Origin of the sequence: Cytobacillus sp. FSL R7-0680, from assembly GCF_038009245.1 — a bacterium.
Taxonomy (GTDB): Bacteria; Bacillota; Bacilli; order Bacillales; family Cytobacillaceae; genus Cytobacillus; species Cytobacillus kochii.
In genome coordinates this window covers 422,991-438,872 of sequence record NZ_JBBPAO010000001.1, presented here as the reverse complement: position 1 = coordinate 438,872, position 15,882 = coordinate 422,991, and the positions used below count along the sequence as shown (strand labels likewise).

The 15,882-nt window shown below is 36.5% G+C and carries 13 protein-coding genes; 6 read left to right on the top strand and 7 right to left on the bottom strand.

The window, feature by feature from the left end:
• Positions 1-27: 27 nt before the first annotated feature.
• The 4 genes from gerPC to MKY26_RS02185 are packed head-to-tail and all read left to right on the top strand — an operon-like array spanning position 28 to position 1,416.
• Complete coding sequence (gerPC, locus tag MKY26_RS02200) at positions 28-633, top strand: spore germination protein GerPC (RefSeq protein WP_341050430.1); 606 nt, start codon at positions 28-30, stop codon at positions 631-633.
• Positions 630-806 carry a spore gernimation protein GerPD gene (locus tag MKY26_RS02195; RefSeq protein WP_095369852.1) on the top strand — a complete coding sequence of 59 codons (177 nt, stop codon included), beginning with the start codon at positions 630-632 and terminating at the stop codon, positions 804-806. Before gerPC ends, MKY26_RS02195 begins: the two co-directional genes overlap by 4 nt.
• Positions 807-810: 4 nt before the next feature.
• Positions 811-1,185 (top strand): spore germination protein GerPE, encoded by a 375-nt coding sequence (locus MKY26_RS02190; protein WP_095369853.1) that lies wholly within the window; start codon positions 811-813, stop codon positions 1,183-1,185.
• Positions 1,186-1,197: 12 nt separating this feature from the next.
• Positions 1,198-1,416: a spore germination protein gene (locus MKY26_RS02185; protein ID WP_095369854.1), complete on the top strand. Its 219-nt coding sequence runs from the start codon at positions 1,198-1,200 to the stop codon at positions 1,414-1,416.
• A 33-nt stretch (positions 1,417-1,449) separates the two neighbouring features.
• On the opposite strand, the gene addA is transcribed toward MKY26_RS02185, so the two are convergent.
• From addA to MKY26_RS02160, 5 genes are all read right to left on the bottom strand, one after another.
• Positions 1,450-5,187: a helicase-exonuclease AddAB subunit AddA gene (addA, locus tag MKY26_RS02180; RefSeq protein WP_341091940.1), complete on the bottom strand. Its 3,738-nt coding sequence runs from the start codon at positions 5,185-5,187 to the stop codon at positions 1,450-1,452.
• Positions 5,180-8,674, bottom strand: coding sequence for a helicase-exonuclease AddAB subunit AddB (gene addB / locus MKY26_RS02175; protein ID WP_095369856.1), 3,495 nt, complete (start codon positions 8,672-8,674; stop codon positions 5,180-5,182). Before addB ends, addA begins: the two co-directional genes overlap by 8 nt.
• A 226-nt stretch (positions 8,675-8,900) precedes the next feature.
• A complete protein-coding gene (locus MKY26_RS02170) occupies positions 8,901-9,512 on the bottom strand; it encodes a TVP38/TMEM64 family protein (RefSeq protein ID WP_095369857.1) in 612 nt (203 codons plus the stop codon).
• 45 nt (positions 9,513-9,557) lie between these two features.
• On the bottom strand, positions 9,558-10,505 hold the full coding sequence (locus tag MKY26_RS02165) for an LCP family protein (RefSeq protein ID WP_095369858.1): 948 nt from the start codon (positions 10,503-10,505) through the stop codon (positions 9,558-9,560).
• A gap of 288 nt (positions 10,506-10,793) precedes the next feature.
• Positions 10,794-12,767, bottom strand: a complete 1,974-nt coding sequence (locus tag MKY26_RS02160) for a S9 family peptidase (RefSeq protein WP_341091937.1) — start codon at positions 12,765-12,767, stop codon at positions 10,794-10,796.
• Between the two features lie 212 nt (positions 12,768-12,979).
• Here MKY26_RS02160 and MKY26_RS02155 point away from each other — a divergent pair, with 212 nt between their 5' ends.
• The gene (locus MKY26_RS02155) at positions 12,980-13,357 is read left to right on the top strand and encodes a hypothetical protein (RefSeq protein ID WP_095369860.1); all 378 of its coding nucleotides are present in this window, start codon (positions 12,980-12,982) and stop codon (positions 13,355-13,357) included.
• A 6-nt stretch (positions 13,358-13,363) separates the two neighbouring features.
• Here the strand turns inward: MKY26_RS02155 and MKY26_RS02150 are convergent, their stop codons facing one another.
• On the bottom strand, positions 13,364-13,924 hold the full coding sequence (locus tag MKY26_RS02150; protein ID WP_095369861.1) for a competence protein ComK: 561 nt from the start codon (positions 13,922-13,924) through the stop codon (positions 13,364-13,366).
• Positions 13,925-14,141: 217 nt separating this feature from the next.
• Here MKY26_RS02150 and MKY26_RS02145 point away from each other — a divergent pair, with 217 nt between their 5' ends.
• Positions 14,142-14,378 (top strand): IDEAL domain-containing protein, encoded by a 237-nt coding sequence (locus tag MKY26_RS02145; RefSeq protein ID WP_095369862.1) that lies wholly within the window; start codon positions 14,142-14,144, stop codon positions 14,376-14,378.
• Between the two features lie 153 nt (positions 14,379-14,531).
• On the opposite strand, the gene MKY26_RS02140 is transcribed toward MKY26_RS02145, so the two are convergent.
• Positions 14,532-15,806 (bottom strand): M48 family metallopeptidase, encoded by a 1,275-nt coding sequence (locus MKY26_RS02140; protein WP_095369863.1) that lies wholly within the window; start codon positions 15,804-15,806, stop codon positions 14,532-14,534.
• Positions 15,807-15,882 lie beyond the last annotated feature (76 nt).

Sequence of the window (15,882 nt, the reverse complement as noted above, 5' to 3'; positions counted from 1 at the left end):
TAAGATTGGAAAGGCGGCGATTTTAGGATGAGTCAAGATCTTTACACGTATTTTCAACAATTACAAGCTTATGTACAAATGCAAGAACAGCGAATTCAAAAGCTTGAATCTTCAATGAAAAAAATGAAGGAAGAAATGGCACAAAATGATCGTCAGCCTATTCATATCGACCGGATCGAATATAAATTTGACCAGTTAAAAGTAGAGACATTGGAAGGGACATTAAACATTGGCTTAAATCCATCAGATTTGCAAGATATTGATGATTTCTCTGTCGATCAAAAAGAATTACAAACACCTTATTCTCCCAAAAATTTGTTTAAAAGAAATATGGAAATAGAAACGGCATTATTAACTTTTATAGAAGGGGAGCTCCCACAAATTGTTGAAGAAGCAGAAGCAAACTTAAAAATGCCAAAGGATAGCTCCTATGTAGAATTTATTAAAGAGGATATTAAAAAGCAGCTTTCTAGTCGTGTAGACTACTATTTGAAACAGCAGTCTAATCGTAATCTAGACAGCCAGGAAGAGAAAACAAAAGTGATTGAAACATTAAAAACGGAAATACGAAATGGTGTCTATGCCTTCCTTAGTCATTTACCGGAGAATATGAAGGAGATGAAAAAAGAATGAATTTCCAAGTATATAACCGCGAGTTATGTGTGGGAGATGTGCGGATAATTGGTGTGTCAAGTTCATCCATATTTCTTGTCGGTGATGCGGAAACGATACAGCTTGCCTCTACCTTTGATACACCACCTGAATCACTAATTATCGGTCCCTTTGTACCACTAACACCGGAGTAATTACATGTTTAAAAGAACATCAGTTGTAGACCAGATTAAGGTGGACACATTTGGCTTCTCCTCCATTTTCGAAATCGGTGATACTTCTTATATCCAAGGTTATTCCAGGGCATTGGCACTGCAGCGAGACGCTGAAATCTTTTATGGTAAAGAAGGTAATTACAACGCTTATGACCTCTATAGAGAAGAATTAATTATTCCGAAAATAACTGAAAATATCCAAACTCACTATATTCAACATAAACCCATTATTAAAGTTAAGAATATAGATATTTTAGGCGTTTCATCAAGCTCAGTCCTTCATATTGGCAATACGAAAGATATTAGTATGGAATCTCGTGTGAAACATTTTAGACAATTTGTGAAAAACGAAGAATAAAGGGTGTTTATTATGCCGGCAATTATCGGCCCTGTCCAGATAATCAATGTTTCAGGTGGTATTGTTCAATTCGGCGATTCACTTTATATATCACCAAAAAGTAACTCTAAATCCACTACTGGCTCTGGAACTTTGAACACTGGTGGATTTATAATGACAAACAACGGGCTCAGTGCAAGTAATGTATTAGATGCAAACCTATTGGATCAGCCAACTGTAGGCAACTTATAAGAATACACTAAAAAGAGGGCAACTGCCCTCTTTTTATATTTCCAAAAAATAACCGCCATCAAAGAAATAAAGGTACTTTTGTTCGACTTTCCTTTTTGTTATCTGTTCGACCGCTTTCGTGTATAAATCAATTTGAACTCGGTATCTATCAATTAAAATTGGCGCTGCCTCATCAATTCCGCCTCTAAAACGATCGGTAATGCGATCTGATTTGTAATCCACGATAACAAGGCCCTTATGATCCTCAAACAAACAGTCAATTATTCCTTGTACTAATACCGTATCTTCTGCTTGATCCCAATGGGAGTAAACTTCACTAGCTGGCAAAGCAAGGTTAAACGGTACTTCTCTTTGCAAAGTTATTGCTTTTCTCATACGCTCAGCTAGCTCACTTTCAAGGAAGTCAACAATCAAAGCTGGGTCAATGACCTTAGCTTGCTCAGCTGTTAACAGCTCTTTTCTCACTAGATGTTCTACTTTTTCCGTTATATGCTTTTCATCTGTTGGATCATGTAAGTCTAAGTGTTGCATCACTGTATGCAAGGCCGTTCCTCTTTCAGCAGGTGTAATGGACTTTTCTTGCATGAATAACGGTCGATTTAAAATTGGCTTTTTAAACCCTTTAACTAATTCTTGCCCACTTTCCTCTTGAGAAAAGATTTCTTTTTGCCTTTTTATTTCAGAAACTGACTGTTTCGATCTTGATTTCATTGCTGATTGATAAGGATATGACCATTCCAGACGATGCTTAATCGTTTCATAATAACGAGATTTTTTATCGACTCTTTCTCCCTGCTGTACTTTTTCTAAGAGAAGGTCAGATTCATTTTGATTTTCATCAATAACCGCCTTCGCTTCTTCTTTTGCAACAATTTGAACTTCCCAACTAGATGGATGGTTATGAATTGCTGCTACTACCGGACTCAAACTAGTATCTAAAGTTGCGCTATCTTGATGTCGGATGATAGCAGGTGCGATCCAGTCTAAATAGCTTGTACTTTGAGCACGAGTAAAATCATCAAGTAGCCAGTCTGACTTCCTCGACACCCTTTGCCAATCCTTCAACTTCTTAGCCATATTTTTCGGTGAAGCAATCAAGAAAAGCTTTTCCTTCGCTCTTGTCAAAGCAACATAAAGCACTCGCATTTCTTCAGCAAGCATCTCCATTTTTTTCTTACGTTTGAAGGCAAGCTGCGGTAACGAAGCAAGAGAAATCCGTTTATTTGCATTCACATATTTATATGCTAACCCCAGATCCTTATCTAGCAAGAAAGACTTCTTCAAATCCATCGTATTAAAGTTTCGTGCTAGCCCTGGCATAAAGACAAAAGGAAACTCTAACCCTTTACTTTTATGAATAGTCATGATACGTACTACATCTTCCTGTTCTCCTAAGGCACGGGCAGCCCCTAAATCGTCTCCTCTTTCTCTCATTCTTTCAATAAAGCGCAAAAATCTAAACAATCCTCTAAATGATGTAGCTTCATATTGTCTTGCCCGATCATATAAGGCGCGCAAATTAGCTTGGCGTTGTTTTCCACCAGGCATCCCACCTGCAAAATCATAAAATCGTGTTTCTCTATATAATTGCCAAATCAAATCAGATAAAGCACCTTGTCTGGCTTTTTGTCGCCAATTTTCTAACTGCAATAAAAACGGCTTTAGCTTGTCATAAATGGCAACCTTAGCTCCTGTTTGAACTTCAGAACAAAATTGTTGAACTGCTTCATAATAAGCACCAGTTTGATGAGGAACTCTTATGGTCGCTAATTGATTCTCTGTTAGACCAACAATTGGTGAACGTAATACAGCGGCTAATGGAATATCTTGATATGGATTATCTATCACTTTTAAGAGTGACATCATAATGGAAACTTCGGTAGCATCAAAATAGCCTTGTGAAAGATCAGCATAAACAGGAATCCCTTGCTGTCTTAATTCCTCTATCATTTGTGGTGCCCATGTCATTGAACGCAATAAAATCACAACATCTCGATACTTCATCGGTTGCTCTTGCTTAAGCTTTGCATTATACACTTGTTTATGGCTAGCCATTAATTCTCTAATTTTCTTTGCTATGAGTCTTGCTTCTAATTGTGATTGCGCGAGCTCTTCCTCCTCAAACGAATCAGGTTGTTCCGTATGATCTTCATCTTCAAGATCAATCATCGATAACTCAATGGGGTGCTTCACTTCTTCAGGATAAGCAGCTCCAGGAACAAGTTCAGCTGCTTCATCATAAACAATCTCCCCTACATTTTCTCCCATAATTTGCTTAAAGATAAAATTGGTGCCATGTAGGACTTCTTTTCTACTGCGGAAATTCCGCGCCAGAACAATGCGTAAACCAGTTGATTCACCGTCAGTCGTGAACCGATTATATTTGTTTAAAAATAAGTTCGGTTCTGCTAATCGGAAACGATAAATCGATTGTTTTACATCTCCAACCATAAAGAGGTTTCCGTTTAACTCATTATCATTTGTGACTAGTTGAAGAATCGCCTCTTGTACCATATTCGTATCTTGGTATTCATCGACAAGCACTTCTTTAAATTGTTTTTTATAGGCAAGGGCAGCGTCTGTAGGAATGAATTGATTAAATTGATCAACAACCCCAAGAATATCCAAACAATAATGCTCTAAATCAGCGAAGTCTACTAGTCCTTTTTCTGTTTTAACTGCTGCAAACCTCTCTGCAAATGCTTTTACTAATTGTGCTAATCCTGCAATATGTGGCTTCATTTCTAACATATCTTTTAGAAAAGATTCTGCTTTCCTGCTAAAAAGCTCTTCTTTCAGTTTCTTCAAGACATCCTTCGCTTGATCTCGCACTTTTTTCGACTCTTCTATTAGTTCTGGCTCAAACTCTTCCCCTTTACAAGCCTTTAAAGTTTTAAATTTATAAGACTGCATTGCCTCATACAATGTCTCCCAAGATTGCTCAGCCGCCTGTATTAAGATATCGACTAGTTGGATATCTGCTACAAAGTTGTCCGCTCTTGGCGCTGGTCCCCCAGGTTGCTTTGTTAACTCAAGTGCGTGGGTTAATAAACTTCTCACACCTTGTAATTGCAGGCGAACATCCGAGAGGAGATAACCGACAAATGGAATAGCGCCCATATTTGCAGTAGGAGTCACATTGTACATCTCAATCATCTTGTCCAAATAATCATCCATTGACGGATTTGCTCGAGCAAAATCATAGATTTGTCTAATCATATCTTGAAGCGCCACATCACTGCGATCGTTTGTGAACGTATCCACTAAGTGGTAAAATGCTTCGTTATCTTCTTTACCATAAGCTTCTTCAAATAAATCATCTAAAACTTCATCTCGTAATAATTGAGCCTCTGTTTCATCTGCAATTCTAAATCCTGGGTCTATATTGATTAAATAATAATATTTCTTTATTACCTCTAAGCAGAAAGAATGCAACGTTGAGATGGATGCTTTATTGAGCAAAGTTAATTGTTTACGTAAATGATAGGAATGTGGGTCCGCTTGAATTGCCTTCTCTAGCGCTTCTCCTATTCTATGACGCATTTCTGCTGCTGAAGCATTAGTAAATGTGACAACAAGGAGCTCATCGACATTCATGGGATTGTCAGTGTTTAATATTTTGGTAATGATTCTTTCAACTAGTACAGCGGTTTTCCCCGATCCTGCTGCTGCCGCTACGAGAATATCTTGATTTGTCGCATGGATCGCTTTCCATTGATCATCTGTCCAAGTAAGATTCTCAGGCTTTGGTGGAATGATAGATTTAGGCATCCTTTTCTGCCTCCTCTCTTATTCGAGTTAGCACTTCATCTCTCGGTTTTTCATCTAATAATCTAAATGTATTCGTTTCTAATGACTCATCAAATTGACAGATGGATTTAAAAGAACAAAATGTACATGGCGTCCGTTCTTTCAATTTATATGGTGATATCTCCACTTGACCACCAGTCATTTGGTTACCCGTTTTAATATATTTATTTCTCACGAATTGTCGCAAGTAATTAAATTCCGCTTTATCAGCAACCTTGGATCGCTTTGATAGCGACCCATCTTTATTAAAGCCAGCAGAAATAATCGGCGAATCGCCTGTTGTTAAAGACTTGTCCATTAAACGTACAACATTTTCTTCTCCTAATAATAATCCCTTCATTTTGAACTTTTTCAAGATCTCTTTTTCTATCTCGTCTAAACCAAGCATTTTGCTTGAGTTAATCATTGGATTATGAACATGAAAATACAGAACACCCGCTGGATCAGCTTTCATACCGATGAGTTCCTCTGAATGGGCAATGACAATATCCAAATAGGTTAACATTTGTAACGATAATCCGTAATATACCTCGTTAATATTCACGTCTTTCTCACTTGACTTATAATCAATAATGCGTAAATACGATCCTGTCTTCTCACCTTTCGCTTGATCAACACGATCAATGCGTCCCACTAGTTCCATCATACTGCCATTTTTCAATGGAAAAGATAGAGATGGCCAATCACCAGAAGGTCCAAAGCTCATCTCTAAACCGACGGGTGTGAATCCACTGGCTTTTGCATGTTCTCCCATAATAAAGGATGCACGGCTAATGATTTGCTCCAGTTTTCGCTTAATATAGAAGTATCGATTAGAGCTTAGGAGGATTTCATGCTGTAATTTAGGTGCAAGTAGTTCAACGGCTTCTTTTGCAAGTAATTCGCATTGTTCCCTTGTCATATCTGACCATTGCAAGTCCTTATGCATAACCGTTTCGGTTATATATTTTAGGGCGGCATGAAATAATTCACCAATATCAGGTGCTTCTAATCGAAAGACTTGCCGTTCTCTCAAACGCAAACCATATTGGGCATAATGTGAGAACGGACAGCTATGAAAGAGTTCCATTCTTGATACACTTGCACGAATCGTTTCACCATACAATGCTTTACTAATCTCTTCATCTAGTTGTTCTGTCCTATTCTCATAATGTAAACTTGCTAAAACCTTGTTTGTGATATCTTGCCAGCCTGATTTCTGTAAATAAATATTATACGTATCCCACCACATGTCATAAATGGCATAATTGCGTTTCTGTAATTGTAATTGCGATGTTAAAAACGTTAATGCTGTATTAATATGACTGATATAGTCTATTTGTCCTTCTTCATTTAGTTCTGCTGGATCTGACATCAAATACTCTTCTTTTATTTGTACAAATTGATCTTGTATTCTCTTTATAAATGGAGAGGGAATGAGTGCCTTACCTTCTTCGTTTGCCATTGGATAGCTAACAAATAAATAATCTGACGGTGTGACGAATGCCTTATACGCCAAAAACTCTTCATCTAACAATCTCGTTTTCGTTGAAGGAGCTACTTTCATTCCTAGTGACAATAACTGCTCGCGATCATCATCTGCTAATACACCTTCTTCTGGAAACTTTGCTGGTAGAACCCCTTCATTTAAACCAATAATAAAGGCAGCTTTCATATCAGCCACTCGTGACCTTTCCATATCAGCAGCAATTACCTGGTCCATTGCAGGTGGTACAATACTAAATTGTAGTGCTTCAATACCTGCATCTAATATTGTCGCAAAGCGCTCTGTCGTCATCTGCTCACTACCAAGCATTTCTACATATTCATCCAATAGCTCAACAACTGCATTCCATGCTTGGTTATGCTCTCGAGATCTAACAAGCTCTCCTCTTTCTTCCGTCTCTATTTGCAGTTTTTCTATTTTGGCTGGGATATCTGTTTCTTCTAAATATAAATAAAGGGCTTCTGCGTACTCCCTGCCTGTTTCCGCTTTCTTCATTCGCCTTGAAAGTCTCAATAGTGGTGCAGCTACGATATCTCTTAATTGGTTGACTTCTTCTTCTATGTCTCTTTCTGCATCTGTTTGCCCTGTATTTGTCATCTCAAGGCCACGAATTCTCCGATATTTCCAGCGCTCTTTCTTTGTCCATTTACTACCTTGTATGCCATAAGATAAAACATAATTTTCTAACCGGTCCATCTTCTCACGTAATAATGAAGACGAATAGTTAAGTGGAAAAATCATTTCAGTTTTTATCGTACGGAAAACAGGTTCATATCGCCAGTTACTCATTAACACCTCTAAACTGGAACGAATAAATTCGACAACAGGATGATGTAACATGGACTTCTTTCTATCAATAAATAAAGGAATCTCATAATCATTAAACACGGTTGTAATTAAATCATGATATTCATGACCGTTTCTCATAAGTACGGTTATATCTTTATACCTTAACCCTTCATCACGAACAAGGGCACGAACCTTCCGGGCAATCCCCTCAATTTCTGCTCTGCGATTCATTGCATGGGCAATCATGACCCGTGCCTCCCCACTAAATGGGATAGTCGGACGCACTTCAAAATTGGCTTCAAAATGTCTCAATGATTCATGCTTGTTTGTCGGAACTTGAGAAAGTAACTCATATTCGACTTGATGTTTTTGTTGCTTAGCTATCTCTAGAATTGTTTGATATGTCTCACCTGTTTGCCTAAATAAATGGAGGGCATCTGGTGGTTCGTTATCAAACGGCTGATCTAACGTTAGGGCAATTGTCATATTTGGACAATGACGGATAAGTGCTTCAATAACGCGGTATTCCTGTGGTGTAAAACTATGAAAACCGTCGATATAAACTGTTGCCTTTTGCAAATAAACCGATTCATTTGCTTTTTCAGCAAGTAATTGCAAATAGTCTTCCGAGTCTAAGTATTTATCCAATATACCGGCTTCAAACTTCGAATAAATCAATTCTAAATCATGCAGTTTCTCTGCTAACACTTTTTTCTCATGATCATTCTGTTGTAATTGCGCTATTCGCATTTGTAATTCAGTAGGGTTCACACAATAGCGTTTAAACTCTGTTAACATGCTTTCCATCTGCTGGATAAAGCCATTTTTATCAGCTGCATTTTGAAAAATTTTCAGCTCATCCTTCTGTTCCTCAATAATCTTGCGAATGAGCATGTTTGTACCAATACTACTTAAATGATAACGGCTTATTCCACCAGTCTCTTGCAGAACTCGCCATGCTAATCTCGTGATAGAAAAAACTTGTGTTCTAATCATTCCTCCTAAACCTTTAGAACTAGCTAATTTATATTCAGATTGAAACGTCATCTGTTCTGGAACAATATAAATAATTGGTGAGCCTTCAGGATTTTCTTTCATAAGTTGCTTTATCTCACTGACCATCTTCTCGGTTTTTCCTGTCTGAGACCGACCAATTAACATCTTTACTGTCATGTATTTTCACCTTCACTTTCAATGTGAATCGACCTATAGAATCTTTGTTCCTATTTTAGCACATCTCTCACACTTTTCTCCTTTTTGTGTTTAAAGTAAATACAGGCAATTCTGCTTGGTGCTTAACATTGTTGCAGGATAGATGCATGTGCTCTATTCTTTTTCTGTTCTTATTCAAAAATTCAAAAAGCCCAGCAAACGTCTGCCGGGCTTTCCTCTAAACTATCTATTTTTTCGTTTTTTCTACACTTGTATTTAATTTAATTTCTATTCTTTTACCTACATACCAAAGAATAGCAATGATGAGGATGACGATGGCCGTTCTCGTCGGTTTTGTAATCAGTGAGGCAATATCATGCCCGACAAAACTCATTGTAAAAATCATCACCATTTTTCCTGCTATGACTGCCAATGCGTATTGGGCAATACTTATTCTCGATAAGCCAGCCACAATATTTACAATAGCAGATGGTGTAAAAGGGAAGCATAGTAATAAAAATAACGGTGCAAAACCATGCTTTTCAACCCATGCCATTAATTTTTTTACTTTATCATGGTTTTTAATTACACTTAAGAATCGCGCTTGGCCATATTTTCTAATGATAAAAAAAACGAGCAAAGCTCCTGCAACTGAGCCAATCCAAGAATAAAAAAATCCGCCCCATAATCCGAACGCATTCGCATTAGCCATCACGAATAAAAAAAGCGGGAGAAAAGGTAAAAATGCCTCTATTAAAGGTAGTAGAATTCCTGGAAGAGGGCCAAATGAACGATATTCTTCAATTAGAGCTAATATATTTTCTAGTGTAAGCCACTGTCTGATACTCTCTAAATCCATCCATACTCTCCTTCTCTCGCTCGAAAAAACATAGATATTCTTCTTTTAGTTAGTTAAAAATTGCTGTAACTCTTGTTTGTTTGCTTCTAAATCAACCTGTAAAACAGCCATTCCACTGATTCTAACATTTTGGTAAGTGCCATCTGCTGGAATTCTTAATGACTCTACTTGCGGGCTTCCATTCATTAAAACATCTTTTCCCATATATAAGATGTCACTTGTTTTCATATTGGTATTGACGTAAGGTGTAACAACTCCTACTAGTTTAGGTAGTTTAGCTATCGTATTTAAACTAGTAAATTGATTCATTACTGCTTTAATCGCGTTTTGTTGTCTTTCAACTCGACCGAAATCGCCAACCGCGTCATTTCTGAATCTGACATATCCTAATAGGTGTTCGCCATCCAATTTCTGTAATCCAGGTTTTAATGTTACACCGATTTTCTGAGACATCTCTTTCTCCACATTGATTTCTACACCGTTTGGAAAAGCCACATCAATGACCTTTTCAAACCCCTCAAAATCAAGAATTGCATAATATTGCGAGTCGATGTTAAAGTTCTCTTTAATCGTTTGCCTTAATAATTCTGGACCTCCATAAGCAAGTGCAGCATTAATACGATTTTGACCATGTCCTGGAATATCGACATACATATCGCGCATAAAAGAAATCATTTTATAAGTGCCTGAATCAGGTTGATAATGTGCAACCATAATTGTATCTGCACGTGCATTTTCTTCTCCTCTTGAGTCACTACCTAAGAGTAAAATATTCGTTCCACCGTATTGATCTTTTTCACCATTAAATTCGTATACTTGCTCTGGTACACTTGAATCATTATCTGCTTTAGAAGTTTGTAGACCTTGTTTAAATTGGTAGTAAGAATATCCTACTACTGCAACAACAACAAGCAAGAATATGATAAATAAATTTCTTATTATTTTGCCAAATTTCCGCTTTTTCTTCTTTCCTTGATGTCTTTCAGATCTCATTTTAGATATATCCTTTCATCCTATTATTCTTTTCTTTCTTTTTGTAAATTATATCAGATTATCCCGATACTGTTACTTTTGGAATAAACAGAACAGTAACTCTTTTAAAAGATATACTAGAATTATACACGTTACAGCCTTTTTTCTAAATCATTTCTTTATTATCTTTACATCTTTATAAAGATATTTCCGTCCCTTTATATATGACTGATACAGCATGAAAAAAGTTTCACTTACGAAATATTACCAAATACCCCGAAAGTGATCACACTTCCGGGGTAAGCATCTTTAAATATATTGATTAAACCAATTTTTTATATAATGAAGTCTCTTCATTCTTAAGTTTGGGTGACCACTTCTAGAGAGTTCATGATTAGCTTGTGGAAAACGAATAAACTTCGCTTGTTTGTTATGGTGTTTTAATGCAATGTAAAATTGCTCTGCTTGTTCAATCGGGCATCTTAAATCATTTTCACTATGTAAAATTAATAGTGGGGTGTCTACTTGTTCCACAAATGCTAATGGTGAATGTTTCCATAATTTTTCTATATCATTTAACTGGCCTTTTATTTGCCAGTCAGTGAAATAATAGCCGATATCACTTACACCATAAAAGCTAATCCAGTTAGATATGGAGCGCTGGGTAACAGCTGCCTTAAAACGATTTGTATGTCCTACAATCCAATTTGTCATAAATCCACCGTAGCTACCGCCTGTTACCCCTAACCTCTCACGATCAATTCCCTCATCATATTCGAGAACATAATCGACAGCAGTCATGATATCTTCATAATCTTTGCCACCATAATCTCCTCTAACAGCATCTACAAAAGCTTGTCCATATCCATGACTGCCCCGTGGATTTGTATATAACACCGCATATCCCTCTGCGGCTAACACTTGAAATTCATGGACATATGTATTGGCATACATCGTGTGTGGACCACCATGAATCTCTACAATAAGAGGATACTTCTCTCTTGTCTCGTGATTTATTGGCTTTATTAACCAACCTTGTAATTCCCAGCCATCTATCGATTGATATTGAAGGACCTCTGCATCAGCAACAGCCGTCTCCTCAAAGAACGCTTGATTAATATTTGTCAGTCTTGTTTTTTCCCCACTAGTCACGTTCAACAAGTATAAATCTCCTGGATTAGTAGGTGTGCTAATCGCTACTATCGCTTTATCTATCGTGCCCCCTGTAGAAACACCATAAATATGATGCCTTTCTTCTAATAATGCGGGATACATCGCTCCTTCAACTGTGCCAAAATACAGTACTGTATTGCCATGGTCAGATGCTAGAAAATAGAAGCTCGAGCTATCCTCAGCCCATAAAATCTGTGAAGTATTTGCAGACTGATGGAAGTCAGCAACAACATAATCACCGACTTGTACATCCCATTCTTCTGTTAAACAAGTCAATTCTCCTGAGAATACATCTAATGTCCATATCTTGGACAAAGAAGCATTCTTATAAGTCGACTTCGACCCAATTAGCCCTAAACATTTGCCATCAGGGGACCATGATACATGAGAGAAGCTGGCAACTCCTTTTGTCATATTCTCCATCTGCTTACTTTCAACATCTAATATGTAAACATCATTATTGAAGGAATGATCTTTATCTGTTGCCAAATCGGCTAATAATGCGATGGATTGATTGTCCGGAGACCAGCATTGGAGATAATAATCCTGCTCTCCTGTTGTAAGCCATTCACGCTCTCCTGAAGCAATATCAATTACGCCAATATGTTGATAATCACCAGACCATAAACCTTTGGCGTCAGACTTATATTTCATCCTTTCTATTTCAACCGGCTCTGGTTTATCCTTGTTTTTTTCTGGAAGGTTCTCTTTCTCTACAGTTGATTGAAAAGCGATTCTTTTACCATCCGGTGACCATATAGGGTTGGTCGCACCATTCGGTTCATTTGTCAGCTGTTTTGCTTCGCCTCCATTCATTGATAACATAAATATTTGATTCACCTCATTATTACGATTAGAAACAAATGCGATTTGTGACCCATCTGGTGACCATCTTGGTGCCAAGTTTCTCCCTTTTCCGTATGTTAATTGTTGCGTTTCTGCAGGTTGATTGGTATTTATGTAAAACAAATGAGAGCTATATGTATTTTCTTCTTCACACATGGTCGTTTCTATATAAATACAATCATAGCCATTCTTACTTAATTGTGGATCAGTTACCGACTTCAGTTGATATTGATCCTCCGGCTTGATTCGTTTTTTTGCATTCATCCTCTTCACTCCTCTATAGGTTCTTCTCACTTTTATTCGTGACGTAAGGAATATTCCCCTTTATTTACCCACTTTTATTGTGAGTAATTCATACCTCTCTTTCAAGCTAAAAATCAAATAACAAAAAATGGATACAGTTGCATGAATATTTTAATGAGAGTAGAATATAATAAGAACAAATGTTCTATACCAAAAAAGGAGAAGTATTTACGATGACAAGAATTCCTGAGCGAGACCGGAATATTATGGAACAAGCGATTTATTTGCCAATGGTGCTTACGATACTTAATAGGGATTTAAAAGTGATTGATGCAAGTCCGTTTAAGTTGAAGCAACCTTATGTGAATTTAGTTGATGAAACAATGAGGGTAATTCAGAAGGAATTAAGAAGCGTGAAGCACTATATGAATAAAGAAAAGTTGAGTGTACAAGAAATTAAGCGCGATGAAGCATTTACAATGTTCATGTTTCTTTATAAAGGATATGAAGAGCAGCATAATTATTTTAACCCTCGTATACGAAATAAAGTCCATGAATTACTGGAGTTTTATTTATTCAAACGTTATACTTCATCGCAAATTAGCCAATAATATCCATCATAATCTGCGAAGGAAGTTAATGTTTTCTGAAACTTTCTCAGCTTTTTTCCTTTTTAGAAAGTAAAGCGATTTTCGTTCCGTTTCTTCAATTCTGCTCGATAACGTATCTTTTAACAGAACGGTTCTTAGAATTTGATTTTGAAATATGTTATGTGAAACAGGGATAATATGCGTACGCCTATTTCTAAAAGTTACTTCTGTTTGTCCTCCCTCATGCGGACGATAATGGAGCACATGCTCATTAGATATCCATATACAGTTGGGGTTTGTAGCAGAAGCTGTGGGAAAAAAATAAATGAGATTAGTGGGATCAATCGTAATAGGTGCTTTATGTGTAATACCTGTCAGTTGTCTTGTCCCCTCTTTTCTACCTTCATAGCTAGCACCAAAGAAGCGACAACTTTTCTTAATAATTTCAAGCGGTTTAAAAGGCGAAACCGCTTCACCTTCGATTTCATAAATATGAGAATAAATCTTACTACCATATTCAATAGGCAAAATCATCATTGTTTCTGTATTAATTTCATACTCTTCAATCATCGTTTCCTTCTCAGCCATAAAACGGTACACCCCTTTACTTTTTTTGAAAAATAAACTAAATATTTTTAAAATTAGCTCTATTTTACCAGAAAGAGAAGATGATAACCAGTCTTTTTTCCTATTTAATTGACAATTTATTTGAAAATAATATATTAAATTTTTTAAAAATTCAAAAATAAGTTGAATAAATACAATTCTTTACATATACTAATAAAAAGCCATTGGGGTGATTTTTATGAAAGAAAAATCATACGCCGAATTAATGAAAGCAAGCGCCATGAAACGCAAAAGAAAGAAAGAAGCATTTGTTTTAGACTTATATGTCGACATGGTCATTAGCGACGCTATCCTAAACAGAAAACTGCAAGCTGTAAAAGTGAAATTAGATAAAGCATTAGACTGCAAAAATAAAAAAATGTTCATTACACTATCAAATGAATATATTCAACTGCAAAAAGAATATGGCTCGTAACCTATTATCCTCCACCACCAATGGGGGATTTTTTATTTTTGAATTATACTGGGAATCAAGGTAAGGAAGGGAAAAAATTAAAAAAACAAAATATACACACCCCCCGTTGCAAATGCAAAAGGCTGTGTGCACAAAATGGTACCTCTTTTTTATCTATTCATCGTCTCGATGTTTTATTTGATATTCTTCTAAGTCAATGATTCGATCCAACATTGTCGGATGTCCATAGCGAAATACCTTCACAAGTAATGGTGGATTCACTTGACTAAGACCAGCTTTGGTAAGCTCTTGAAAAGTTTCGATCCCCGCTTCTGGATCTTTTGTTAATTCAACTGCATAATGATCCGCTCTTGTTTCTTGATAGCGTGAAACTAAATTGGACAACGGACTAGAAATGAACAGAAGCATGGAAATAATTATAAGAAATAATGGTAATGAACGGATATCATTTACTGCTGGAATCTTCAATGCATCTCCATACTTCGTTACCGCCCATTCCATTATGCGATAAGTTAAATACAATCCAACTAAAGATAATAATAAATATCCGCCTATGCCAATATATATATGCTTCTCAACATAGTGCGCCATTTCATGTGCCATAATAAATAAAATACCGTCATCATCTAATCTATTTAATGTTGTATCCCAGAGAACAATCCGGGAATTTGATCCAATACCAGTAACATAAGCGTTCAAAGCATTCGTTTTCTCCGCCATATCAACTTCAAACACATGGTCAGCTGGGATGTTTGCTTCATGAGCAAGCGCCAATATTTTACTCTCTAATTCCTTATTCTTTAAAGGAGAGAAATCATTATATAACGGATCAATGACCACTGGTTGAAGGAACATTAAAAACAATGAAAAAGGAACGGTTAACATCCAAGCATATAGCCACCACCGCTTCCTGCTTTTATTAATAAGCAGATACAATACATAAACGATAAGCACCATCATGCCAAAGTTCACCCAAAAGTCTATAAGTTCATCTTTCATCCAGCTAGCAAAGCTTTGCGTAGAAATATTGTACTGCTTTGAAAAATGATAACTGATATAACTGAGTGGTGTCGTAGCGATAAAAGCGAATAGTGACAACCAAGCAACATAAATAGACGTTTGCACAAATTTGAATTTAGAAGATTGCTCAGCCCATTTTTTAAATGCACCAGATAACCCCAATAAAAGAATTGATAAGTAAAACATCCATTCAAAAGGTGTAGACAAGAAAAATAGTAAATTACGTATTTTTGAATATTCCTCAGTTAATACAAGTTCTCTACCATTTAAAAAAGTGGCAGGATCAGCAACTGTACCTTGATACTCGAATGGTAAATCTGTATTTGCAAAATGGAATAAATACCAATAAAAGAATAAACCATATAAAAAGTAGCCAAGAATGCCATAAAGACCAATTTTTCTTGCCAATTTGTTCCCTCCTTTAATCTCAATGAAAAAAGTACAACCCTTCATACTTAGTTTAGTATACTTTTCCATATTTAGA